Below are 24,074 nucleotides of genomic sequence, written 5' to 3' on the forward strand. Positions count from 1 at the left end.
GAGGGGTTTGTGATGATTATTGAAGAAGGTAAAATAAATTCTGCTGCCTTGATTTTGGATAACATCGATTATGAAAAAGACCCTGCATTTGTGTTTCTTATGTTAGCGCATGCCACTGAAATGAAACATCATCGTTTTGTACGGAAAATACTACACACTGAAGATACAGTTTTTAAACAGAAAATGAATGCTCTTGATGAATATAAAAACTTGCTCGTGTCACTGTCAGAAGCATTGAGGGATACGGCGATGCATCCTGTGGAGAATTTGGCTGTCACGAAATATTTTCTCGATTCCCTGTTCTTACTTATCTCAGACAAGGGATCTTTGAAATATGATTACCAGCACGACTATCTTTATTCTTCCAATATGATCTGCAATGGCTTGAAAATTTCTAAGGCTACTCTAAGTCGCTATGTAAATCTTGGTTTAGAGGTGGTTGATACAAATAAACATAATCGATATCCTGCTCATGTAATATTTTATTGGAAGGAAAGCTTGTGGTCATCGCGCATACAAGCCATATTTCAAGCATTTAAGATCCGTAACCGTACCCGGTTGGACATCATCAAAGAGTTGGAAGAAGAAAAACGTACGTATGAAAAGAGCCACGGGAATAAATCCTTCTATGAAGTCTACGCCCAAGTTAAGAATCCAGATGAATTAGAAGATCCTGAGAAATATTATGACTGGAAAGACATAATGGATGAGTTAGAGGAACTTACAAATGAAGATCAATCAGAATGATCGGATTCAACATATTCAACGACTCTTCGAATCAAATCCGGATGTATTTGATTTTAATAAACCCGAGGTACTTGAAATTAGTGCAAAAGGTTCTAAACGAGTAACGGCTGTTCTTCCCTTATTGCATCATGACGTGTATGGTGAAACTGTCCTTTTTATAAATGAAAAAATTGAAAATGAAGACTTAAAGGAGTTTAGATATGGCTGGGAGCTTTCCCAACGTCAACGCAAGTTGGGTGTTTCATCACGATTTCTAACAACGTTTGATAAACAACATAAACCAGAACCGCCTTATAACAATATTAGTACTGATCCATATCACCATCATTATGAAATAGGCAATAAGGTTCTGCGTACTGAAACTTTTGTTCAGTCTTTAGAGGATGTTATTACTATTTTAAGAGATTATATTATAAGTGGAGACCCTTACCACAGTAATCATAGATTCATATAATCGCCCCTAAACTAGAGAGGTTTTTTCTTCCCACGAACATCCACCCAACTAACTACAGCATTGCGATCATAAAATAATTAGTGTACGATAAAAAGAAAATTTTAACGAACGAATCATAATGGGAAGTATGGAAGGGACACTCACAAAGCGAACGGTATGATTTTTCTATAATAAGAAGGTTCGTTTTGGTAAGGGTCTCTTTTGTTTAAGGAGGATGCCATCATGACGCATTACATAAACGAATTAACGGACTTCTTCTGGCAGCATGACATCTATTTCCGTATTGTGGTGAGTGCGGTGTTGGGGTTCATCATCGGATGGGACCGTTCTTCGAAGAACAAGCCGGCCGGTTTGAAAACCTATACGTATGTTTCGGTGGCTTGTACGTTGATTACGATTGTTTCGATCGAGGGCGCTAATATGCTCAGCGAACCGGATAGCGGGAAGATGATGGATCCACTCCGTCTCGCTGCCCAGATCGTATCGGGGCTCGGGTTCTTGGGTGCAGGGGTGATCCTGAAAGATGGACTGCGGGTGAAAGGGCTCACGTCGGCTGCGATGATTTTCTACGTTGGGGGTATCGGAATCGGTATCGGAGCAGGGTTTTATTCGATTGTCATCTTCGCCACCCTTGTCACTTTCATCATGACGAGGATCGGTAACTTCTTTGAAGAACGGGAGATCAAGGCGATGAGTCTGCCTAAGCTGCGGAAGAAAAATGATGAGAAAGACGACTAAATGCAGGGTGGGAACAGATGATCTGTTCCCGCTTTTTATTTTGTAAAAAATATGTAAATAAGAAGAATTTCATTGCCAACTTTTAGTTAATGTTGTATTATTGTGAATAATCAGACATATATATTAGACAGGTTTTAGTCTAAGGGTAGAGATGCGGAGAATCCCTGTGACCAATAAAATGCATGCCACATTTTTGTGCTGCAGTTTATTGTTCATGGGTTTTTTTATGAAAAAAAAGGGGAGGAAATGACATGAAGATCAGGCTTTTATCATTCGTTTTAGTGTTGATGGTTGTGTTTGCCGGATGCAGCAGCAGTGATACCGCTGGAGGAGAAACGACTGAAATTGATTTCTGGTTCCCGGTAGCGGTTGGTGGGGATGTAGCGAAGATCGTGGATGGGTTTGTGGCGGATTTCGAGAAAGAGAATCCTGACATCAAGGTGAATGCGAAATACGGAGGCAGTTATGCCGAGACAATGACACAGGTGATGGCATCGGCACAGGCAGGAAATTCACCGGAGCTTGCCGTATTATTCTCCATCGACCTTTTTACGCTGCTTGAGAATGATCTGATTGAGGAATTGACGCCGATGTTCGATGAAAAGTATCTGGATGATTTCTATGATGGATTCATGGCGAACTCTTCCATCGGGGATAAAGTGTACAGCTTGCCGTTCCAGCGTAGCACGATCGTCCTTTACTACAACAAGGATGCATTCAAGGAAGCCGGGCTTGATCCGGAAGCTCCACCAGAAAACTGGGATCAGCTCGTGCAATACGGGAAGAAGCTGACGAAGAATGGCGGAAAGGACCAGTGGGGTCTTGAAATTCCAAGTACCGGCTATCAGTACTGGATGTTCCAGGCGCTGGCTCTTCAGACAGAAAAGAATATCATGTCCCAGGATGGAAAAGAAGTATATTTCAATGCACCATATGCAAAAGAAGCAATGGATTTCTGGTTATCCCTTGGAAAGGAACATAAAATCATGCCGGAGGGTGTCATTGAATGGGCGACAGTTCCTTCAGACTTCCTAAGTGGAAAAACGGCGATGATGTACCATACGACGGGGAACCTGACGAATGTGAAGAACAATGCGGACTTTGATTTCGGTGTGTCATTCCTGCCGGCGAATGAGCAGTACGGTTCCCCTACAGGAGGCGGAAATATCTACTTGTTCAAAGACCTGCCAAAAGCCAACAAGGAAGCGGCCGTCAAGTTCATGAAATTCCTGACTGAACCGGAGCGAGTGGCTCAGTGGTCCATCGATACAGGATATGTCGCCACCACCGAATCGGCTTATGAGACAGACGTGTTGAAGAAATATGTAGAGGAATTCCCTCCTGCACTGGTTGCCCGCGAGCAGCTTGAATATGCAGAAAGTGAACTCGCAACCTATCAAAATGGTGAGGTGCAGAAGATATTCAATGATAACATTCAATCGATCTTAACGGGTCAAAGCCCAGTGGATGAAGGATTGGATAACGCACAGAAGAAAGCAGAAGACGTGTTGGAGCCATTTCAGTAAAGGGCAGCAGGTGAAGCATTGAAAGAAATGGAGCTCAAGTGGACAGTGTGTTGCCCTTGGGCTCCTTTCACAAGAAAGGTGGGACTGATCGATGTCAACGAAGCATAGAAAATTCAGTTCCCGGGCAAGGAATAATCTGTTCGCCTACGGGTTGCTGTTACCTTCATTTATCTTTTTAACCTTGTTTACGTTTTATCCGACGCTCAAGTCGATTCAGCTAAGCTTTTACAGCGGTCCGATGACGAGGCTGCAATTTTCCGGATTGGAACAGTATAAGGAAGTCTTTGGAGATGAAATATTCAGGAAGGTTATCCTGAACAACATCCTCTTCATGATCGGCACCGTACCCACGAGTCTGTTCCTGGCGATGTATCTTGCCATCTGGTTGAATAAGAAAATGGCGGGAAGTGCTTTGCTCCGTACATCCTTTTTCTATCCGACGATTGTTCCGCTCATCGCGGTAGCGAATATTTGGCTTTTCATCTACACCCCTCAATATGGATTGCTTGATAACTTTCTCCATACGTTCGGCCGCGGGGATACAAGCTGGTTGGGGGACCCCGGTACCGTCATGGTGGCGATGATTGTCATGATCATCTGGAAAGATGCGGGTTTCTTTATGATCTTCTATCTGGCCGGTTTGCAGAACTTGCCGAGTGATGTGTACGAAGCGGCTGAGATGGAAGGGGCAAAACCGTTCCAGATGTTCCGTCATATCACGTTCCCTCTGCTGATGCCGACGACGTTGTTCGTCATGATCGTGGCGATCACGAATTCCTTCAAAAACGTCGACCACCTGTACATAATGACCAAAGGTGGACCGGATAATGCCAGTAATCTATTACTCTACCATATTTACGAAGCGGCATTCACGAACTGGGATCTTGGTAAAGCCGCGGTGCTGACCGTGATCCTGATCGTCATCATGCTCGGTATCACTGCCTTCAACTATTTATATCTTGATCGAAAAATCCATTATTAGGAGGGGAAGCGACGATGAAAAAACTGAACTATGGAATCATTATTGTTCTAGGAATTCTTTCATTCATCCCCCTGCTTTGGGTGGTCGTCACTTCTTTCTCTCCGGGGAATCAAGTGATTAATGGAGGCTTTCCGTTCTGGGTCACGAATCCGACGTTTGAAAACTACATCCAGGCGTGGGAGACGGCCCCATTTCTGCAATACTATTTCAATACGTTCGTAATCGTGTTTGGCGTGTTGATCGTTCAGATCGTCACGGTTACCCTTGCAGCCTATGCGTTTGCACGGGTGAACTTTACCGGGAAGAATGTCTTGTTCATCCTGTTCCTGCTGCAACTGATGATTCAGCCTGAAATCCTGCTGTTTCCGAACTACCAGGTCATCAGCCAGCTGGGACTCGTAAATACCAAGCTTGCCGTCATGATGCCGTATTGGGCTTCGGCGTTCGGGGTATTCCTGATGCGCCAGACGTTCAAGCAGGTTCCATTTGATCTTGATGAAGCGGCAAGAATGGATGGATGTAAATGGTATCAAACCCTCTGGCATGTCTATATCCCATCGGCGAAACCGACCTATATAGCCTTTGCCCTTGTCTCGGTCAGCCACCATTGGAGCAACTTCATGTGGCCGTTGATCATCACGGATTCCGTGGAGGCCCGCCCATTGACCGTCGGACTTGCGTTATTTGCACAATCCTATGAAACGGGAGCTCAGTGGGGGATGGTTGCTGCAGGGACGGTCATGGTCATCATGCCGTTGGTCATTGCCTTCTTCCTTTTTCAAAAACAATTCGTATCGAGCTTTATGCACTCAGGAATTAAATAGGAGGGGATCTGATGGACATTCATTTTTTAGGAACGGGGAGTGCGTATCCCGGTTCGGAACGCGACAATACCTCCATCTGCTTCTCGAATGATGAGTATTATGTGCTGGTCGATGTCAGCGGCAACCCGTGCAGGAAACTGAAGCAGCTGCAGGTGGATTTAAAGGAACTTGATGCCGTCGTGTTCACCCATTTTCATATTGATCACATTTACGGCCTGCCATCCCTGCTATGGGGGATGTGGCTTGAGGATCGGAGAAAGCCTTTAAGGATTCTGTGTGACGTGCGGAATGAGAGGAAGCTTCAGGAATGGCTATCGACGATGGAAGCCGATCAGTGGCCGATTGCTTTTCCGATTGAAATCGAGACATTTAATGGTGATCGGGAAACGGAAATTCTGTCTGGAGGGGGAATGACGTTTTCCTGCTTTAAGGCCTTGCATTCGGTTCCCACTGTCGGGCTTGAAATACGTTGTGCCGGACGGGTGCTCATATATTCCAGCGATTCGGAAATCAACGCACGGATTGGCGAGTATGACCATATAGATGTGTTAATCCATGAAGCAACGTCTGCGAGGAAAGCGGCAGGCAACCACAGCAGTCTTGTTGAAATCGTTGAAAAGTATGAAGTGGATAGAATCGGGAAAATTGTTCTTGTCCACCTATCCGACGGCGAACCGTATGAAGAAGAGGTGGAGAAGCTCAAGTCTTCAAAGGTCATCATCGGCGAAGATTTGATGACGCAGCACATGTAAATGAATAGGTACAAGGATAAAGATGAGGAGATTCCTTGGGTATGACGAAAAATCCAATTGTTTAATTGGAGAAATCGTCATGCTCAAGGAATTTTTTATTTGTTGGAGGGGGTAAAAATGAAAAATCTAAAGGGGTATATTTTTGACTTGGATGGGACCGTGTATCTCGGTAACCAGTTGATAGAGGGAGCAGACACCACCATCAATGCACTTCTCAAGGAAGGAAAAAAGGTGCTGTTTTTGACCAATAAGACGATTGAGTCCCGTCAGCGCTATGTGGAGAAGTTGAACGAATTTAATATTCAAGCCAACCTTGAAAATATTTTGAATCCGACGGTTACGCTGATTGACTATTTAAAGGAACATCATCCCAAAGCGACGTTGTATGTGATTGGGGAGCAGCCCATCAAGGATGAGCTGACACTTGCAGGATTCAGGGAAGGAATGACACCGGCCGAGGTGGATATCGTCGTGCTGTCATGGGATCGGGATTTTCACTATGACCATTTGAACTTTGCCTACCAGTCGATCAAGCTCGGTGCAAAGATGATTGCGACCAATCCTGATAGAACTTGTCCGGTAGAGATGGGCGATGTGCCGGACTGTGCGGGGATGATCGGCGCTGTGGAAGGGGTTGTGGGAAGAAAGATTGATGTGCAGGTTGGCAAGCCATCCATCCTGACCATCAAGGCGGCATTGAAGATATTACAATTGAAGCCGGAAGAATGCGTCATAATCGGTGATCGCCTGGAGACAGATATCCGGATGGGAATTGAAGCGGGGATGAGAACGGCCCTTGTGCTGAGCGGGATCACCACGGAGGAGGATTTGAGGGGGACGGTTTGGACGCCGGATTATGTGTTGGGGTCGGTTAAGGGGTTGTTGTCGGATAAAATGATATAAGAAATAGGGAAACTGTTACGCTGGGCACCTAGCAACCAACGAGTTTGAACGTCAAATTCGTTGGTTTTTTGTGCTCCACACCCCCTTTTTGTGTTCCTAAAAGAGGAAGTCAGTGTTGTATTAAAGGGGAGCGGTTTCTTACTCTGCTTTTCGAGTGATTTCAGAAGAAGATCGAATGGAAAAGGTTGAGATGGAACCTCCAACTCTCAATAATTGCGTCATTTTCATTGGGGATTGCGTCATTTTCCGGATAATTGCGTCGTTTTTTTATTTATTGCGTCATTTTCATTCATATTTGCGTCTTTTGGAAAATAATAGAAATATATCTTGCGCAATCAATGTTCAATGGGCTATGCACAGACTCATTATGACCCAATTACTCAATTTTCAATGTTGTATTTTTTTACGACACTTACTACAATTGCAATCAATAAAACAATCAGACTATTAATAAGTAAATAGTATCCAACCTGCAGACCGTAAAACACGGCAAAGGCATCTCGAATAATGAACAATGCCAATAGTCCTCCGATTGATGCAAATAAAGCCGCCAGCAGAAAAATAGTGAAAGCAGCGGAATATAAGCTTTTCTTTTTCTTATATGAAAAATACCCACAAATATTTGAAGTGACAATGAAAAACCCCATAAGGATCATAAAGAAATGTGTCATTTCATTCTCCCCTGCGAGGAATTTTTATTCATCTTGAACCATTATGGAAACATCATCCGTAAATCCGTCTCCGATACCCTCAAGAAATGATTCTCCATTAAAGATAAAGAAGGTCAATGCCAGAATAGACAACAAAATAATAGTACCGAAGATGATGGAAGGTATCATGCCTTTTTGCTTTTCCATATTTACACTCCTTAGCATATGTTTATTAATTAGACGGAAAACCATCATATAAAGTTTCAAATATTCCGTTAGCCCAGCCCCCCTTTTTGTGCTCCCACCATAACTCAACCCACAAATATTTGTGTCCCGAGCACGTTGTTTCTGAGCCACTTTTCCCGTTATAATTTTCTTAAGATTTACATTTCTTCGTTTAATCACCTCACACTTGAGGTAACAGTCACTATAAGGAGGTGTTGTAATCATGGAAGCAATCAGTAAGCGTTTTTTCATGTTTCTTTCTCACAATAAGGCATTGGATAAGATGGCCAAACGGTGGGGATCGAAATTTGGGGCTAACAATCTTGTGGGGGGAGAAACCTTTTTACAAGCGATTCCATTGATTACGCAATTGAACGAGGAGGGATTCCAGGTAACAGTGGATCACCTTGGTGAGTTCGTCCAGTCCACAGATGTGGTGCGGGAGAATGTCCAAGGATGCATCCAGAGTATCAGTGCCATTGCCTATCATGGGCTTGAGACTGAAATCTCTGTCAAGCTGACTTCCCTGGGGTTGGATATCAGTCAAGATCTTGTCATGGAAAACATGGAGTTGATTCTGTCGAAGGCAAAAGAAAGCGGAATCACGGTCACTCTCGATATGGAGGATTCCTCGAGGTGCCATGCCATCCTTGATGTTTACAAGAAGCTCCGTCAAAAGTACGACAATGTGGGGACGGTGATCCAATCCTATCTATATGTTTCAGATAAGGATGTGGATGATCTCAATCAGTATTCCCCTTATTTGAGGCTTGTGAAGGGTGCATATAATGAATCGGGTAAAGTGGCGTTCCAGGAGAAGAAAAAGGTGGATGAGAACCTGAAGCATCTCATCAAGAAGCAGCTCTTGAACGGCCATTATACAGCGATTGCAAGCCATGACGAAGCGATCATCGATTACACAATCGGATTAGTGAAAGAACACAATATCCCGAATGATCGCTTCGAGTTTCAAATGCTTTACGGAATGCGGAACCAACTGCAAACCGACTTATTGAAAAAAGGATATACCGTTCGCATTTACCTTCCATATGGCGAGGACTGGTTCGGGTATTTCATGCGACGTCTGGCGGAACGGCCGGCGAACATCGCATTCGCATTAAAAGGAATCTTCAGCAAGTAACATCCAGACAGAATGAAATCAGAAAGGAACGTGAAGAGAATGAGTAACGGAATTTACAACATCCCAACACCTACAAATGAGCCTGGTAATACATATGCCCCAGGTACGAAAGAAAGAGAAACGTTAAAAGCTGAATTAGAGCGCCAAGCTGGTCTAGAGGTTGAGATCCCAGTCATCATCAATGGTGAGGAAATCAAGACAGATACAGTGAAGCAAGTGGTCATGCCACATAATCACAAACATGTATTGGCTACCTATTCACAAGCTGGAGAAAAAGAACTTCGCGATGCAGTGGAAGCGGCAATGGCTGCGAAGGAATCTTGGTCCAATATGCCATGGCAACACAGAGCATCCATCTTCCTGAAAGCGGCTGACCTGATCTCTGGTCCATACCGTGACGTCATCAACGCGGCTACGATGTTAGGCCAATCTAAAACAGCATACCAAACGGAAATTGATGCAGCACAAGAATTAGCTGACTTCCTACGCTTTGGCGTGGATTATGCAAACCAAATCTATCAAATGCAGCCGGACAGCATGAAAAATATCTGGAATCGCCTGGAATACCGTGCATTAGATGGTTTCGTACTAGCAATCTCTCCATTCAACTTCACGGCAATCGGTGGTAACCTGCCATCAGCACCTGCAATCATGGGGAACGTAGTCGTGTGGAAACCGGCAACAACCGCTATCCTATCAAACTACTACTTCATGCGTATTTTAGAAGAAGCTGGACTGCCTAAGGGCGTCATCAACTTTGTTCCTTCACGCGGTTCACAAGTATCAGAAGTGGTATTAACAGATCCACGCATGTCCGGATTCCATTTCACTGGATCAACAAGCGTGTTCCAGACGATCTGGAAGACAGTCGGGGAAAACATCACTAACTACAAATCATATCCTCGTCTAGTTGGGGAAACAGGCGGAAAAGACTTTGTCTTCGCTCACGAAACGGCTCAAGCAGACAAAGTAGTCGCTGCACTTGTTCGTGGTGCATTCGAATACCAAGGTCAAAAATGTTCAGCAGCATCACGTGCCTACATCCCGGCAAGCATGTGGGAAGAAGTGAAAAATGGTGTCGTGGAAGAAACGGCGAAGCTTAAAGTAGGGGATGTCCGTGACTTCAGGAACTTCATGGGTGCGGTCATTGATAAACCTGCCTTTGATTCAATTACAAGCTACATCGACTACGCGGCTGATTCTGAAGAAGCTGAAATCATTGCCGGTGGTACGTATGATGATTCTGTAGGATACTTCATTCAACCGACTGTCATCGTGACAACGAATCCAAACTTCAAAACGATGACCGAAGAAATCTTTGGACCGGTATTAACGATCTATGTATATGAAAACGATCAGTTAGAAGAAACACTGACTTCAGTGGATACAGCTTCCATGTATGCCTTAACAGGTGCGATCTTTGCACAGGATCGTGAAGCGATCATGCACTTGGAACGCCGTCTATCCGGTGCAGCTGGTAACTTCTACATCAACGATAAACCAACTGGTGCCGTGATCAACCAACAACCATTCGGCGGTTCACGCGGTTCTGGTACAAACGATAAAGCTGGCTCTGTTTTCAACATGATTCGCTGGACCAGTCCTCGTATCATCAAAGAAAACTTTGCGCCAACAACAGACATTACTTATCCGTTTATGGATGAGGAATAAATCGAATACGACAAGCTCTCCCGACATGGGGGAGCTTTTCATTTTTTATTGGGGAATTTAACGCTATAATAGGAGTCACAAACATTCGTGGAAAGGTAAGATTCCTATGGAAGCAATAGATATCATCCTCCAAACAGAAGACATTCACAAAGCAACGGAATTGATCAGCTCAAAACTGGGCAATCCCGTCATCATAGAAAACAAAAATTTCGAGCTGATTTCATACAGTTCCTCTTCTAATAAATTCGACCAAACACAGCTAAAGACAATCCTCACGAAAAAATGTCCGGTCTTCATCATTGATCGACTGAAAAAAGAGGGCATCGTCCACCAGCTCGAAAAACACACGGATCCGATCCGGGTGCAGGCGATGGAAGAACTAGGATTTCACCAGCGCGTCGTCATCGCCGCAAAATATCTGGGAAACACGATGGGATACATCTGGGTTCAGGAATCCAACCGCCTTCTCGAAAATGAAGAGCTCGGTTTCCTTGAAGAGATCTCCGCACATCTTGGAAACCTGATCAATGATATGTACGCAAAGGTCAATATCAAAAAAGACAGAAAAGAAGAAGTACTGTGGCATCTCCTGCAGCACGAATACGGAAGTGAAAGCCAGCTCCGCCATGATGCCTCCCTCGTCAAGCTGACCCTGCCTGAACGGTTCACGGTAGCGGTGTACTCAATCGCATCGTCGGACTATAAGCCTATGCTCGACCAACTGGAGAAGCTGGTCCAGGAATCCAGCTTTAACACAAAGATTTATTCACTACGGACGGAATACCAGGTGATCCTCGTTCTCTACGGCAATGCAGACACACCGTCTTCTTCCCTGGAACTAGCGAGAGACCTCGTTGAAAAGGTGAAAGAGCAAACAGGCGAAGAAGAATTCTACAACTTCCTGATCGGAATCGGGAAGGAATACACCACCTTATATCAAATGAGAAAAAGCTTCCTGGAAGCATCAGAAGTCATTGAAACGGCTAACTTCATCAGCCCGCGTCCTGAATCCATGCCACGGGAATTTGCCCATCTGGGTATTTACCGGTACTTGCCGACCCTTTATGAGAAGAACACGTCAAAGGATTATTACAGTGATGATCTGCTGGTATTGATAAAGAATGATGTAAAGAAGCAGACAGATTTGCTTAAGACACTTGAGGTGTACCTGGCGAATGACGGGAAGGGGAAACAGACGGCGAATGAATTGTTTATTCATCCGAATACGTTGAATTATCGGATTAAAAAAATCCAGGAACTGACGGTGATTGATTTTAATGATTTTAATATGAAGGTGTATTTGTATACGGAGTTGTTGCTGTTGAATAATGTGGAGGCTTATTATCAGCGGTATAAGGATGCGTTGAAGGGGATCTAATGTGACACCTCTGTTGATTTCCCTGTAAAGTACATTTTATATGCTTATAACAAAGGATAAAAATCCGAACGAATTCGATGTTCATGAATGAATGTCGACTCATCGTTCGGATTTTTTTCTTTGGGCCATAAGCACGATACCATCTAGAAAAGAAGAATAAGAACCGTTCCGAAATGTAAATGATGGAAAATAATTAATTGATAAAATCACCCTATAGGTGTAAAATTACACTAAATAAGGAGGGGATTATGGAGTTATTTCCACTTATGATATTTCAAATATTCATAATGTTGTTATTGGTGAGTGCTTTTGCGTTGCTTCTCTACAAAATGTATAAGCGATTAAACGTAACGTATCCTTTATTCGTTAGTGTATTGGTGACAATAACATTTCTGCTCATATTTAATGTTCAAAATCTGTTGTCTGCAATCGCATTATCCTCGAACATCTTGTTTTCGATTATGGTGTATCTTGTTGCTATTAATATTAATCAACGAAAAAATTTCGAGTGACTTGAGGGGGTTGTATTTTGAAGAAATACATAAAACCAATAATTATTGTGTTAGTTTGTTTCGTTGTTGTTGGAGTCCCAATGATTATTTATGATGCATTATATGGAAACTTTATAAGGGATTATTTAATGGAAAAACAAGTCAAAGAACATTTGTTGGGAAATGGCTATACAGAAGAAGATTTTCTATCAATTGAAGCAGAATACAGTATGAAGTTAAATACGAATAGAATCAAAGGCACATTTGCTTACGTTATTTTTAAAGATGAGCCTAAGGAAAAATATGTATATATGCAATGGAGAGAAACAGGGAAAATTCAGCAAGAATGTAGTTATTACAGCGAAGGAACAGGGGCGTATGAAATGAAATATACCGAAGAAAGAAAACATATGATTAAAAATTGTTTTTAAGTCATAGAGGGTTTTAACCGCATAAGAAGGAATATAGACAAAAAGGACAGATCCATTTTAGGTCTGATTATATTACTGTAAAAAAAGAGATATTTACACTGCTATATCTGCTGCTAATTTTGGTGTGATTTAAGAGTAGAGTGGAGACGGTTTTTACTCTATCTTTTCCTATCGCCCGTTCCCCAAAAATCGACAAGGAGGTTATCAGATGACAAGTGGATTCTCAATAATGGATTTTGAAATAATGACTGAACGGCTTTACTTGAGTATATGGGAGGAATCAGATGCATTTTGGTATAGGGAACTTGTTGGGGAACGTGGAGTTGATAAGCCAACTCTTGAAGATGCACGCCAACATGTTATCAGTTTACGTGATAGAGCACTGGAAAGTGGTATAGGTGCACTTACAATCCGACGCAAAAATGAAGGAGATATGATTGGGTATTGTGGATTAATTATTGGTCGTTCTACTATAGAAGAGCCGGAAATTGCTTATGAACTGTTCAAAAGTGTCCACGGGAAAAGCTATGCAACAGAAGCTGCATCAGCAATTATAGAAGCTGCGGGCGCAACTGGGCGTAAACGTCTGTGGGCTACTGTTGGGTCTTGGAATATTGCTTCCTTTCGAGTTCTTGAAAAGATTGGTTTCATACGCCACCATAGTACCTGGAAAGAAGATGGAGAAGAAGTTGTTTGGAACATGCGTGATCTTTAGATATCAAATAACTTAAGATCAACTATTTGATCCGACTTTTGCCCTTATTAAATTGTTGGGTGGGCTGGATAATTGAAGGGGAAAACTAATTCCCAAACAAAGTGAGGTATATCAAGTGGACTTATTACTCTGGATCACTATTGGCTTCATTATAATCGGATATATTGTGCTCACTTCTATGAAAACAAGTATGGAAAATAAGCTCGCATATATAAAAGCAAATTCGGAAGATGAGAAGAGCTCAGTGAAAGCTAAATCCATCATTTGGTGGATAGCGAGTACGACTGTTTGGGGAATTGTTTGTATGATTCTTGTTGTTTGGTATTTTCATCATCACTTTGGATGATAGGGTTGAATGATCATTAAATAATGCAGTTTCAAAACATCAATAAAGGAAGTGCGTATTATTGGGTAGTGAAGGTAAACTCATTATTTCTCCTTTAAAGGATGAATTAATTGATGACATCAATCAAACAAATGATTCTTTTAAAGTGTTTGGAAGGCTTGTACCCAGTTTTCAATCAGGGAAATGGTCTTTTGAAGAAAAACTATTTGATGAAACCAAAGATATTCGTTTCCCGGATGATAAACTTGATTGGAGCCAATAAATAAACAGTGAAGATAAAGCTCTATTTTTAGCTTATAAGAATAATGAATGCATTGGGCAAATTAGAGTAGTGAAGGATTGGAATCGCTTCTGTTATATTGAAAACATAGCTACTAAAAAAGATTATAGAGGCAGTGGAGTCGGAGCGTTGCTATTAAAGAAAGCAGAAGAGTGGGCGAAACAAAGAGAACTTATCGGAATGTCCTTGGAAGCACAGGATGATAATCTCGGTGCATGCAGATTTTATGTGAAACAAGGGTTCATACTAGGTGGAGTTGACACATTGAAGCAGTCCTATAATCCTAATATTGAAACCACTTTGTACTGGTATAAGTTATTCAAGTAACGGGGCTTTAACGGCATAAGAAAAAACATAAAATTGCTTTTACAGTGATTCTAATAATCAATTCAACATTAGCGGCATTCGCAATTGACTTCATCGGCAAGACTCTTCAAAGACTAATAAACCCCAAATACGTGAATATCATCATCATTTTTTTGCTTCTTTAATGGTAAGAGGTTCTGATTTGTTTAGCATTTTAGGGAGTTGGAGCATCGCGTGCCTAATAGCTTTTTTCATAAGCCCCATTTGTAATGGTAGAGTTGTCATCATGATAACTCTTTTTTACATTTTTTGAAACTTTTCACCATATTTGTGCGTATTTAAATAAAAAGGCTGTAAGTATGAAAAGGAGAGTGATACGGTGAAGAAAGTATTTCCCCTATTAAAAATAGTTACTATTCTATTTCTTCTTGTTAGTTGCTCTAATAAGAGTGATAATGAAGAATTACCTTCACAGGAAAGAGTGGAGTTTTCTAACAACGAACAAAACTTTCGTATTATCCCTTTATATGAGGAAGTCTTAAATTATACAAAGGAAATGAAGGGAGCTAAATCACCAGACAATAAACAAGTTTATATTGATAGCGTAATCAAACCTTTTCAGGATATTGTCTCAGAGGAAGAAATCCATATGTCAAATGGGTACTTCTCTTACTTCTCTCCAACTAATCAGATTGAGAAACTAGAAGAGAATACCATCAAACTCTTGAAGAATCAGGAGTTAATCAACAGCTTAATTAAAGAATCATTATTAAAATCCTCTCAGGAACTGGGAGGGACTGATAAGACTATTTTTATAATGCCAATCTCTCCTGAAGATGTTTTCCCAATTCAAAATATGGAGGGAGTGAGTGGCGTTGCATTAGATGAAAATGCTGTTTTAATTAACATTGACCCCTCTTTTTCTGAAGAAGAGTTAAAGTATGTGGTGGCACACGAGTATCATCATACTATACGGAGAGAGAATAATGAATTAAGAAAGACTTTAATAGATTCCTTCATAACTGAAGGAGGGGCTGATGTATTTGCTAGAAGTATTTATCCAGATAAAACTCCCCCTTGGATACAAGAACCCTTAACCGAAGAGTCCAAAGCTATAATTTTAGAAGGTTTAAAAGAGAATTTAAATACAGTGGACAGCGCTACATATACTGATTTTAGAATGGGCAATCGGGTAAAAGAGATTCCAATCTGGTCAACCTATCGAATGGGATATTTGATTGTTGAAAGCTATGTTGACAATCATCCTGATGCATCACTTAAAGAGTGGACTCAGTTAGAAGCAGAGGCAATTTTAAAAGGGAGCGATTACGCATTCACTGAATAATTAACTTTAATTGAATAAGACATTACTTAAATCTTAAAAGGACCGACTTTAAAGTCGGTCCTTTTGTTTGAGAATTATACTGTGGTTCACTCAGGGGGATTTGTGTGATTTTATATCAGATTTTATACGTTATTTATCTGTTTACACCTCACAAGTAAACCCTTTTATCCATATGCTACTCAATCCCCTTATCATCCTTCATCAACTTCTTCATATCAATCTTAAGCATCCGGTCCATCGGGTAGGTGGTGGTGTAGCGGTATTTGTTGGCACCGGATTCAAATACGACGTAGAGTTCTTTTTGTATTTCTACTATTCCCTCTGGCATCGGGATGGCTTCGACACTCTGACGGGGTTTGGCCGTGTGACCATCCAGGAACCATAATGGAACTTGTTTTCCTTCTACAGTGGCATAGGCATGAGGGTCTTCCTTCAACGGATATTCATAGCGATACAGAACACTGTCGTTTGCCCTGCCATAGGAAGTGCTGAGGGTGACGCCATTTCTTGCTGCCTTCTGCATGATGGCTCCCTGGACTTTTCCAGTCGTGGAGAGTACGTACTCGGGAACGGCGTTATGGTCAGGCGAGCCATTCCACTGCTCTTTACTCAGCATGTCGTTGTTTCGTTCCAGATCGTATCCGATCATCCATGCGTAGTGCATGTCTCCGTCCCTGTTCTCGATGTGATGGGAGGGATCGGTCGGGTATGAGCTTGCTTCATAGAATTCCCCGACCCAAAGGATGCCTTCATCATAGACGGTGTATGCCGCTTCGACGGGGATGGGGATCTGTTTGGTGAACTGGATTTCGCCGTTGTTTGGTGCATTGACCAGGTCGCTTAAATTGAAGCTGAATAAGTGATTCTCTGATGCGACCCAGCCGTGATCACGACTGACGGTTACACCGCCTGCATGCCCGGTGTAAGGTGTGCCGTCCGTATTGTAGAGGACAACGGATTTCACTAGTGCTCCGGTTGTGCGGTCTGTAACGGTTATGGTACCCGGTCGGATCCCATCATCGATGTAGCCGATGGTAAGGAGCCAGTCTTTTTTCTTGTAATAGGACAATCCTTGTGGAACAAGACCTTCTGATAGTCCGGCGATCACCGGGCCGTCGGTACTGATATCCCAAAGGTCCTGATAGGCGGGATCTTTTTCATGCTGGGACCGTTCCACCTGGGTGATGATCTGATGATCCGGTGTGACGGTTACGGGATCTGATTTCTCTGATATGTTTCCTGATGTATCCTCAGCGCTTACTTGTAACGTGTATGTTTGATGACCGACTAGCGTGTAAAGAGTAAAGTCGGTCTGGGATGGATCGACGGAATATTCAAGTTCTCCATCTTTGTAAATGTGATAGCGATATAGATCGGTTTCACTGGAAGCGTCCCATGTTAAAACGGCTTCCCCGTTGCCTGCAGTGGCTTTCACGTTGGTCGGTGTTTGCGGTGCTGCTTCATCTGACACGGGACGATCAGGTGCTTGATCTTCTATGACCCATCCAGGTGTCGGACTTTGACCCGCAGCCAATTTTTCCATCGTCCGGGTATTATCCTTTGGATAGGAATAGGTGACGGTTTGTTTTAGGGAAACGTCCTCTCCTGAATAATCGGCCCTTACTACTTCCCTTCCATCAGGGTCGTAAACGGTCAGTGTATTGCCGCCGTTGACCAGGCCGGCGATATCACTGAGGACAATGATATCCTCTTCCTGAAGATACTTACTACTATAAGAATAAAAATAGTTATAGTTGAACGCTTCAAGGGAGATAGGGCTGATGGCAGTGTTCCTGGTCCAGATCACTACCGTATCCCAAGGCTTTAAGATATGAGTGTCCCCGATTTCTTCATCCCAGTTGTAGGACGCGAACCGATATCCTTTTAAATCGATTGGGTCGGGGCTGTTGTTATAAAGCTCGAAGTATTCAAATGCATCATAACCTGCATAGTTATCTGTATTCGGAAGCAATTCCGTGATCAGCAGGTTTGGTGTCGGGACATTTTCACTCGGGCCTGTGACGAGTGGTTTGGTCGGTTCCGATTCGTTTCCGACGTGGTCGATTGCCGTTACTTTGAAAGAATACTCCCTGTTCAATTCCAGAGGGGATACGTTCAGGCTATTTTGGTCAGCATGAACTGTCCCGTAAAGCGTCCCGTTGATGTAGATGCGGTATCCGGCAAGATCACTGTCAGGATTGGCATTCCAAAGCAGCTTGACATGATCCTTGCCTGGAGTTGCTTTCAATCCGGAAGGCGTGGCTGGGGCTACGCTGTCCACGACCTCTTGTGGGACAGCGTGGACTTCTTTAGTTGCCGGGGATTCATTTCCTTCTGCGTCCACGGATGTCACCCGGAATGTATAGGTCTTTCCATTCTCCAACCCGTTTATGATTGATGTGGCAGCGTCCGTGGAAGTAATCGATCCATCAGATTGGTAGACTTGATAGGAAACAGCACCATCTGTCGCTTCCCACTCAAGGGTAACCGACTGGTTGGCTGGAGTTGCGGTCAGGTTTGCAGGTGTCGAGGGACCAGCTACCTGTCTGGTCAGAACGACGCCTGGAGTCGGCTGTTCATCGTTTTTCATCTTGGTCATCGCAGCAGAGCCGGTGGCCTGATAGGTGATGCTCCGGTTCGTGATGCCATCGACTTCGCCATCATTGATCAGAGCGGTGCTGAGGATCGTGCCGTCTGCGTTCGCAATTCCTACCTGACGCAGGCTGCTGTCATGCAATCCCTGACCAGTTGAGGTCAGCTTGACTTCGTATACATCCTCGGGCGTGAGGTTCATCTCATAATTGGAGTTGAAGTCCCAAAGGGGTACATCAGGATAGGCTAATTTCTTTAACCAAAGGACGAGGGAATCTTTCGGCTGGATGATTTTATCTTCGATGGGCCAGCGGTTGGCAGGGCTTGAGAAGTTACTTGTGAAGTATTGAAGCTGATAGTCTTGAAGGTTGATGGCTTCTGTGGTGGTATTAAAGATTTCGACGTACTCATAGGGCTGTCCTGACCCTGCAGATTTGGTGACGATTTCCGTAATGATAAGGGGCGGGTTGGTTTCTTGCGCACTTGCGTTGTGGACCTGAAGCAGTAGCAGTCCGGTGAAAGCTAAAGCAACAAAGGCGGCTATCCGGGTGATTGAGTGGTTTTTCAACATCATTTCCTCCTTCTTTTATTGTTTATGTAAAAAAGAAAAGAACCCCATGGCAATGGGGTGCACGATGACCGTACACACGATTGACACAGGGTTCTCCTCATCTCTACCCGCTATATTGACTGTTTAATTCCATCATACAATAGACCCACGATTGAGGAAATGGGCATTTAGATTTAATTTAGTGTATATTTTGAATTTTTAGATATATTATTGAAATGAAGAGGGAATTGGTGTATGATGAAAGGAATAAGATGAAGCTTGGTAGGAAGAGTAGAAGAGATCCCCCTATGAAGCGAATGGTTTGATTTTTTTCACAATAATGTGGAGAAATCATGTATTCGTTTTGTGGCGCGGTCTTTTTTTCATTTAAGGAGGAAGAGGTCATGGGGCATTACATGAGTGAAGTAACAAGATTTTTCTGGCAGCATGATATTTATTTCCGGATTGTCGTGAGCGCAATATTGGGGTTTATCATCGGGTGGGACCGGACATCCAAAAATAAACCCGCGGGTTTGAAAACATATACGTATGTATCAGTAGCATGCACCTTGATCACGATCGTCTCGATCGAAGGTGCCGAGATGCTCAGTCAACCGGGGAGCGGAAAGATGATGGATCCGTTCCGTCTTGCCGCTCAGATCGTATCCGGTCTGGGATTCCTTGGGGCAGGCGTAATCCTGAAGGACGGACTAAGGGTAAAGGGACTCACTTCAGCAGCAATGATTTTCTACGTGGGGGGAGTCGGTATCGGCATTGGAGCGGGATTCTATTCCCTCGTCATCTTTGCCACACTGGTAACCTTCATCATTACAAAAATAGGAAACATCTTTGAAGAGCGGGAGATCACAATCGTACGAGTCCGCCTCCCATGGATTGGGAAAAAAAGAAAAGAAGACGATGCAGAAAAAAAGGTAGGGACCTAAAAGGACTGGAACTCAAAGGAGTTCCAGTCCTTTCTAGTCAAACATCCAGATTCCAAAGCTTCGGATCCCCGGAAGAAATAGCGAGGGCGCCGGCACTCAACCCATTCAGAATATCCTGTTTATTACTGATCAAGCCACCAGCAATGATGGGGAGGGTTGTCATAGTCGTGAGTTTATCAATAATAGAAGGCATGAGACCAGGTAGGACTTCAATGGCATCGGGCTTGCAGTTATGGGAGATGTCAATCCCCTTCTCAAGGGCATTTCGGTCGATGAGAAAAAGGCGCTGAATTGTCATCAATCCTTCTTCCTTTGCATACTTGATCAGGTTGCTTCTTGTCGTAATGATGCCAGCCGGCTTCCAAATTTCTGCTATGTATTTAATGGCACTCTTCGTATTGGACAGCCCATCGATGAAATCAATATGGATAAACGTAGTTTTACCGGCTTCCTTCAGCTTTTTCAAATAGCCGTTCATCGTAATCAAATTGCCCGTAAGAATGAAGACGATGTTGGCGTTTGACTGTATGGCTTTGTCGAGGTCCTTTTCCTCCTTGATGGAAGCGATGACCTGGGATTGGACGATGTCGATAATGTTTGGTTTCATGTAATTGGCCCCTTTGAAAAGTCTGAATATTTTTTCTTTTAGTATAGCATAGTTGTAAAAGATGCCTCATACAATTATCGGTTGTAAGAAACGGTAAAGAACCAGAGCTGATCAATAGGCGGAAGCATTCCGCTTAATTCGTCATGAGACATGAGAATAGTTAATATTGGAGTTTTATAGATGTTTGACTTTCATAAAAGAAACAGTTTGTGGTCATTGATCATGAACAAATAGTAATGATAGAAAAGAGAAAAAACGCTTCGATACAAAGATATAAAGGGTTCCGTTTTGAGGTGCTTTTCGAATAAATGACACTAGAAATGACGTATGAATTGGCATACGTCATTTTCTTGTTATATCAATGTTTTCCCACCTTTTTATACTTTTTTGGCAGTGAAATGTTTAGAGTTTTTTACTATGGACAATACTTATTGTACAATGAAAACTTGATGCCAATTAAGGTGTCAATATGCTTGTCATTTTGGAGGTCATTATGAAATTTATTGAACCAAAGAAGAGATTAGAAAAAAAGACGGATTGGCGTGTTTCTGAACACACAAAATTAACGGTTAAACATTATGCTGAATATACAGGTTATACAGAAGATGAAGTGGTAGATATATTCTTAAAGAACCTTTTGGATGACGAAAAATTTACAGAATGGGTAAATAGTAAACGACGCAACAAGAGAATAGTCCAACAATTAGCCCTTAGTGAGGAGATCTAATGGCGAAACTAAAGCGGTTAACTAATCAATCTGACGATATTTTTCAAGTAATTGTCCCCGTATCTGATGAAGAGCTTTTAAATAGGGAAAAGAATTACCTTTTGATGCCGGATAATCGATTTGCAACAAAATTTAGGGGTGCTCTTTTTCAACCGGTTACTATCAGGTATAAAGAAAAAGAATTCTTAATCCAAATGAATACCTGTATCAACCCTTATTGTTACAACTTTGGCAGATCACAAATTACTTATGATTCAAAAGGTAAGCCAAAACGATTTAAGCTTGCCCTCTCTCAGTCCAAGTCTCAGAATCAATCAAGGCTGGTTTGTAATCCTGACCCAATTTGCTCTTCTAGTTCGGTGCTAGGTTGTAGCAATGTAACTGTGTCAAATTGGGCGGTTGCTGAAGAAATAAAGAGACTATCTTTAATAAACACAATACTCCCAATTGAACCTGAGTATGAATTCCATAAATCCGGATGTGAAAATGAGTATATTACTCCATTTACTCAAAAGAGTGCATTTAGAAAGTGTGGTAAAAGTAGCTCGAACTCACAAAAGTACCAATGTAAGAGTTGCAAGAAGATAACCAACGTTCTTCCTACCACCAAGGAGAGCACCACCTACCATCAAAAGAGAAATGACATTCTGCCCTTGTTCGCAGAGTTAATTACAAATCGTACACCTGTTAATAGGGTAATTGAAATTCTTGATATTGGAGCACAAACTTACTACAGTAAATTGGAATGGCTCTATAGGAAGTGTTTAGAATTTCAAGAAAGACACGAGGCAAAACTTAAAGAGAAGAACTTTAAAGAGGTATGGATCAATACAGATAAGATGATTTATTATTTGAACAATGTGCGGAAGACGAATGCTGGGTCCAAATATCTCCTGGAGCAAGAAGAGAAGCAATTTCCTACACAGGTTGTGATTAGCAGCGACAACGATTCCAGATATGTATTTAGAGCTGATGTCGCTTATGATTGGGACATTACTTTGGCTGAGATAAGTAAACACACTTCAGCATACAAAGATGATCACCTCCACACCTTTGCTCAAAGATACGGCCATTTAAGATTCCCTTATGCCCCTCAGCCACCAACAGAATTTGATAAACAAACGCATATTGAGTATGAAAAGGAAAGGACTAATTTCGTTCGGAGGGCAGACTATATAGACGGATTGCATATTAACTCAACTTATACTACAATTGCTCATTTTTGGCACTTAAAGCAGTTATTAAATGCTAAAGAATGGAGGGTCACAACAGATCAAGATGCTTCTATTAATTCTGCATTAATGCGTGTATTTGCCAAAGAAGTTGGGTTAACTGACCTCCATCATTTTATATATAAAATTGATAAAAGCAAGACTTTGAGAGAGTCTTTGAAGGACTTCCAAGATTCTCGTTCTGCGATAAAAAACTGGGCAATCAATTCAGGTTTAGAGCATAAAGGTGTTTTCTATTTAGCTGAACTAATGCTTGAAGAACAACTAAAGACACATAAGTTTTATGAAGAGTTTAAAAAAGAAGGCAGAACAGCTCGGAAGTGGGCTCAGAACCCAATTGATCACCCCATTCCATTTAGAGATACAGGATATGCAACTGTCGATTGTACAACTGACATAAGCTCCTGTGAACCTATTGAGTTGGCTAGAATGCTTCTTAAAGTGAACAATAAATCAACTGACACCTTCATCAATCAAATCCGCCGGAGATTATCAATATTAGAAAGACCGTTAGTCACTTCAAGGGGCGATGGGAAGAGTTATATTTATTCCAACTTCAATCCGAAGTACGCACAATACGCTATCACAATACTAAGAACTTTTTACAACTTTTGTATGCCTTTTAAAGCTTTTGGAGAATTGGCAACACCGGCTCAAAGAATCGGGATTGTAGAAAAAATATACAGTTGGGAAGATATCATCTACTTGAGATAAAAAGACCTCAAATCCATTGGACTTGAGGTCTTTTTTTAGTAATATGGTTATTCAATTAAAACCCCCTTTACTTGAATAAAGGCGTATTCATTATGAAACGCTTCCATATTATCATTCCACCATACTATTTCAACTTCAACTTCTTGATAACAGTATTATATTCTTCTTTGGTACACTCCTCCTTACCATACCTAACCTTCTCATAAATAGGGATAATGTCTTCAGGACCTTTAATCCTTTGAAACCATTCACTAATCGTTTCTTGGGGTTGTTTCTTAGATGAATTGCTTAAACTTTTTTCCCATTCTATCAAGGTTCTTCTGATTTTGTGCAGATTGTTGTAATTTGAAGTGTGAATGATTTCGGAGTTTTGGTTATTCTCCAACTGTTTATTAACTGCTGCTTTTGTTATTATTTCATCGTCTACTATTTCTCTTTTCCGTGCTCTTTTTTTAGACCGCCTTATCAATACCACGATTATTATTGTTATAAAAAGAATAGCTAAAATACTGTACGTGATAATTTTTCTCTTAGACATTCCAGAGTTAAAGTCAAGTTCACTTAATGGTTCATCAAAATTACTTTCCCATCTTCCACTCCCTCTTTCAGGTACTTCATCTAATATGGTATATCTTGTATAAGATTCTGAGGTTGGCTTTTTTTCACCATCTTCGTGTGCAAAGTTGTCCTTGATGCCAGAAGCAACACTCGAAGATATGGTGGTAATTAAATAACCACATCCAATGCTTAATAAAATAAACAAAATGACAAATGGTAAACGTTTTTTCATCTGAAACCCCCAG

Annotated in this window: 23 protein-coding genes and 1 pseudogene; 19 read left to right on the forward strand and 5 right to left on the reverse strand. The window is 42.0% G+C overall.

What is annotated here, in order from left to right; genetic code table 11:
- Positions 1 to 12 precede the first annotated feature (12 nt).
- The 8 genes from BVI01S_RS05630 to BVI01S_RS05665 all read left to right on the forward strand — a co-directional run bounded on the left by BVI01S_RS05630 (position 13) and on the right by BVI01S_RS05665 (position 6,926).
- Positions 13 to 747: a hypothetical protein gene (locus tag BVI01S_RS05630; RefSeq protein ID WP_034756350.1), complete on the forward strand. Its 735-nt coding sequence runs from the start codon at positions 13 to 15 to the stop codon at positions 745 to 747.
- Positions 728 to 1,201, forward strand: a complete 474-nt coding sequence (locus BVI01S_RS05635; RefSeq protein WP_061809577.1) for a DUF6516 family protein — start codon at positions 728 to 730, stop codon at positions 1,199 to 1,201. Before BVI01S_RS05630 ends, BVI01S_RS05635 begins: the two co-directional genes overlap by 20 nt.
- Positions 1,202 to 1,423: 222 nt before the next feature.
- Positions 1,424 to 1,939: an MgtC/SapB family protein gene (locus tag BVI01S_RS05640; protein ID WP_061809578.1), complete on the forward strand. Its 516-nt coding sequence runs from the start codon at positions 1,424 to 1,426 to the stop codon at positions 1,937 to 1,939.
- A gap of 251 nt (positions 1,940 to 2,190) precedes the next feature.
- On the forward strand, positions 2,191 to 3,465 hold the full coding sequence (locus BVI01S_RS05645) for an ABC transporter substrate-binding protein (protein WP_061809579.1): 1,275 nt from the start codon (positions 2,191 to 2,193) through the stop codon (positions 3,463 to 3,465).
- Positions 3,466 to 3,556: 91 nt separating this feature from the next.
- Complete coding sequence (locus tag BVI01S_RS05650; RefSeq protein WP_061809580.1) at positions 3,557 to 4,447, forward strand: carbohydrate ABC transporter permease; 891 nt, start codon at positions 3,557 to 3,559, stop codon at positions 4,445 to 4,447.
- Between the two features lie 14 nt (positions 4,448 to 4,461).
- Positions 4,462 to 5,271 (forward strand): carbohydrate ABC transporter permease, encoded by an 810-nt coding sequence (locus tag BVI01S_RS05655; protein WP_061809581.1) that lies wholly within the window; start codon positions 4,462 to 4,464, stop codon positions 5,269 to 5,271.
- 11 nt (positions 5,272 to 5,282) lie between these two features.
- A complete protein-coding gene (locus BVI01S_RS05660) occupies positions 5,283 to 6,023 on the forward strand; it encodes an MBL fold metallo-hydrolase (protein WP_061809582.1) in 741 nt (246 codons plus the stop codon).
- Positions 6,024 to 6,140: 117 nt separating this feature from the next.
- Positions 6,141 to 6,926: an HAD-IIA family hydrolase gene (locus BVI01S_RS05665; RefSeq protein ID WP_061809583.1), complete on the forward strand. Its 786-nt coding sequence runs from the start codon at positions 6,141 to 6,143 to the stop codon at positions 6,924 to 6,926.
- A gap of 380 nt (positions 6,927 to 7,306) precedes the next feature.
- Here BVI01S_RS05665 and BVI01S_RS05670 read toward each other — a convergent pair whose 3' ends face one another.
- Together BVI01S_RS05670 and BVI01S_RS22480 are read right to left on the reverse strand one after the other, a co-directional pair.
- Positions 7,307 to 7,597: a hypothetical protein gene (locus tag BVI01S_RS05670; RefSeq protein WP_061809584.1), complete on the reverse strand. Its 291-nt coding sequence runs from the start codon at positions 7,595 to 7,597 to the stop codon at positions 7,307 to 7,309.
- Between the two features lie 24 nt (positions 7,598 to 7,621).
- Entirely contained in the window at positions 7,622 to 7,783 is a 162-nt protein-coding gene (locus BVI01S_RS22480; protein WP_156477303.1) for a hypothetical protein, read from the reverse strand.
- 241 nt (positions 7,784 to 8,024) lie between these two features.
- On the opposite strand from BVI01S_RS22480, the gene BVI01S_RS05675 reads away from it, so the two are divergent.
- From BVI01S_RS05675 to BVI01S_RS05715, 8 genes and pseudogenes are all read left to right on the forward strand, one after another.
- A complete protein-coding gene (locus BVI01S_RS05675) occupies positions 8,025 to 8,942 on the forward strand; it encodes a proline dehydrogenase family protein (RefSeq protein WP_061809585.1) in 918 nt (305 codons plus the stop codon).
- A 39-nt stretch (positions 8,943 to 8,981) separates the two neighbouring features.
- Positions 8,982 to 10,613, forward strand: coding sequence for an L-glutamate gamma-semialdehyde dehydrogenase (gene pruA / locus BVI01S_RS05680; RefSeq protein WP_061809586.1), 1,632 nt, complete (start codon positions 8,982 to 8,984; stop codon positions 10,611 to 10,613).
- Positions 10,614 to 10,719: 106 nt separating this feature from the next.
- On the forward strand, positions 10,720 to 11,991 hold the full coding sequence (locus BVI01S_RS05685) for a PucR family transcriptional regulator (protein ID WP_061809587.1): 1,272 nt from the start codon (positions 10,720 to 10,722) through the stop codon (positions 11,989 to 11,991).
- Between the two features lie 529 nt (positions 11,992 to 12,520).
- Entirely contained in the window at positions 12,521 to 12,913 is a 393-nt protein-coding gene (locus BVI01S_RS05695) for a DUF3139 domain-containing protein (RefSeq protein WP_061809589.1), read from the forward strand.
- Positions 12,914 to 13,121: 208 nt separating this feature from the next.
- Complete coding sequence (locus BVI01S_RS05700; RefSeq protein WP_061809590.1) at positions 13,122 to 13,628, forward strand: GNAT family N-acetyltransferase; 507 nt, start codon at positions 13,122 to 13,124, stop codon at positions 13,626 to 13,628.
- Between the two features lie 115 nt (positions 13,629 to 13,743).
- Positions 13,744 to 13,974 (forward strand): hypothetical protein, encoded by a 231-nt coding sequence (locus tag BVI01S_RS22905; RefSeq protein ID WP_061809591.1) that lies wholly within the window; start codon positions 13,744 to 13,746, stop codon positions 13,972 to 13,974.
- Positions 13,975 to 14,035: 61 nt separating this feature from the next.
- Positions 14,036 to 14,581, forward strand: a pseudogene (locus BVI01S_RS23250) (GNAT family N-acetyltransferase).
- Positions 14,582 to 14,939: 358 nt separating this feature from the next.
- Positions 14,940 to 15,905 carry a DUF2268 domain-containing putative Zn-dependent protease gene (locus BVI01S_RS05715; RefSeq protein WP_061809592.1) on the forward strand — a complete coding sequence of 322 codons (966 nt, stop codon included), beginning with the start codon at positions 14,940 to 14,942 and terminating at the stop codon, positions 15,903 to 15,905.
- A 175-nt stretch (positions 15,906 to 16,080) separates the two neighbouring features.
- Here BVI01S_RS05715 and BVI01S_RS05720 read toward each other — a convergent pair whose 3' ends face one another.
- A complete protein-coding gene (locus BVI01S_RS05720) occupies positions 16,081 to 19,065 on the reverse strand; it encodes a lamin tail domain-containing protein (RefSeq protein WP_167562099.1) in 2,985 nt (994 codons plus the stop codon).
- Positions 19,066 to 19,451: 386 nt separating this feature from the next.
- Between BVI01S_RS05720 and BVI01S_RS05725 the strand changes: the two genes are divergently transcribed.
- Positions 19,452 to 19,991 (forward strand): MgtC/SapB family protein, encoded by a 540-nt coding sequence (locus tag BVI01S_RS05725; RefSeq protein WP_244886880.1) that lies wholly within the window; start codon positions 19,452 to 19,454, stop codon positions 19,989 to 19,991.
- 37 nt (positions 19,992 to 20,028) lie between these two features.
- On the opposite strand, the gene BVI01S_RS05730 is transcribed toward BVI01S_RS05725, so the two are convergent.
- Positions 20,029 to 20,598 (reverse strand): glycerol-3-phosphate responsive antiterminator, encoded by a 570-nt coding sequence (locus BVI01S_RS05730; protein WP_034756381.1) that lies wholly within the window; start codon positions 20,596 to 20,598, stop codon positions 20,029 to 20,031.
- 493 nt (positions 20,599 to 21,091) lie between these two features.
- Between BVI01S_RS05730 and BVI01S_RS05735 the strand changes: the two genes are divergently transcribed.
- On the forward strand, positions 21,092 to 21,325 hold the full coding sequence (locus BVI01S_RS05735; RefSeq protein ID WP_034760999.1) for a hypothetical protein: 234 nt from the start codon (positions 21,092 to 21,094) through the stop codon (positions 21,323 to 21,325).
- On the forward strand, positions 21,325 to 23,271 hold the full coding sequence (locus BVI01S_RS05740; protein ID WP_034760996.1) for a hypothetical protein: 1,947 nt from the start codon (positions 21,325 to 21,327) through the stop codon (positions 23,269 to 23,271). The genes BVI01S_RS05735 and BVI01S_RS05740 overlap by 1 nt, the downstream gene beginning before the upstream one ends.
- Before the next feature lie 124 nt (positions 23,272 to 23,395).
- On the opposite strand, the gene BVI01S_RS05745 is transcribed toward BVI01S_RS05740, so the two are convergent.
- On the reverse strand, positions 23,396 to 24,061 hold the full coding sequence (locus BVI01S_RS05745) for a hypothetical protein (protein WP_034760994.1): 666 nt from the start codon (positions 24,059 to 24,061) through the stop codon (positions 23,396 to 23,398).
- Between the last annotated feature and the right edge of the window lie 13 nt (positions 24,062 to 24,074).

The organism is Rossellomorea vietnamensis NBRC 101237 (genome assembly GCF_001591825.1).
Taxonomy (GTDB): Bacteria; Bacillota; Bacilli; order Bacillales; family Bacillaceae_B; genus Rossellomorea; species Rossellomorea vietnamensis.

Excerpts from the sequence above, each read along its gene's own strand:
- BVI01S_RS05630 (WP_034756350.1), top strand. The coding sequence starts at position 13 with ATGATTATTGAAGAAGGTAAAATAAATTCTGCTGCCTTGATTTTGGAT.
- BVI01S_RS05635 (WP_061809577.1), top strand. The coding sequence starts at position 728 with ATGAAGATCAATCAGAATGATCGGATTCAACATATTCAACGACTCTTC.
- BVI01S_RS05640 (WP_061809578.1), top strand. The coding sequence starts at position 1,424 with ATGACGCATTACATAAACGAATTAACGGACTTCTTCTGGCAGCATGAC.
- BVI01S_RS05645 (WP_061809579.1), top strand. The coding sequence starts at position 2,191 with ATGAAGATCAGGCTTTTATCATTCGTTTTAGTGTTGATGGTTGTGTTT.
- BVI01S_RS05650 (WP_061809580.1), top strand. The coding sequence starts at position 3,557 with ATGTCAACGAAGCATAGAAAATTCAGTTCCCGGGCAAGGAATAATCTG.
- BVI01S_RS05655 (WP_061809581.1), top strand. The coding sequence starts at position 4,462 with ATGAAAAAACTGAACTATGGAATCATTATTGTTCTAGGAATTCTTTCA.
- BVI01S_RS05660 (WP_061809582.1), top strand. The coding sequence starts at position 5,283 with ATGGACATTCATTTTTTAGGAACGGGGAGTGCGTATCCCGGTTCGGAA.
- BVI01S_RS05665 (WP_061809583.1), top strand. The coding sequence starts at position 6,141 with ATGAAAAATCTAAAGGGGTATATTTTTGACTTGGATGGGACCGTGTAT.
- BVI01S_RS05670 (WP_061809584.1), bottom strand. The coding sequence starts at position 7,597 with ATGACACATTTCTTTATGATCCTTATGGGGTTTTTCATTGTCACTTCA.
- BVI01S_RS22480 (WP_156477303.1), bottom strand. The coding sequence starts at position 7,783 with ATGGAAAAGCAAAAAGGCATGATACCTTCCATCATCTTCGGTACTATT.
- BVI01S_RS05675 (WP_061809585.1), top strand. The coding sequence starts at position 8,025 with ATGGAAGCAATCAGTAAGCGTTTTTTCATGTTTCTTTCTCACAATAAG.
- pruA (WP_061809586.1), top strand. The coding sequence starts at position 8,982 with ATGAGTAACGGAATTTACAACATCCCAACACCTACAAATGAGCCTGGT.
- BVI01S_RS05685 (WP_061809587.1), top strand. The coding sequence starts at position 10,720 with ATGGAAGCAATAGATATCATCCTCCAAACAGAAGACATTCACAAAGCA.
- BVI01S_RS05700 (WP_061809590.1), top strand. The coding sequence starts at position 13,122 with ATGACAAGTGGATTCTCAATAATGGATTTTGAAATAATGACTGAACGG.
- BVI01S_RS05725 (WP_244886880.1), top strand. The coding sequence starts at position 19,452 with ATGGGGCATTACATGAGTGAAGTAACAAGATTTTTCTGGCAGCATGAT.
- BVI01S_RS05730 (WP_034756381.1), bottom strand. The coding sequence starts at position 20,598 with ATGAAACCAAACATTATCGACATCGTCCAATCCCAGGTCATCGCTTCC.
- BVI01S_RS05735 (WP_034760999.1), top strand. The coding sequence starts at position 21,092 with ATGAAATTTATTGAACCAAAGAAGAGATTAGAAAAAAAGACGGATTGG.
- BVI01S_RS05740 (WP_034760996.1), top strand. The coding sequence starts at position 21,325 with ATGGCGAAACTAAAGCGGTTAACTAATCAATCTGACGATATTTTTCAA.
- BVI01S_RS05745 (WP_034760994.1), bottom strand. The coding sequence starts at position 24,061 with ATGAAAAAACGTTTACCATTTGTCATTTTGTTTATTTTATTAAGCATT.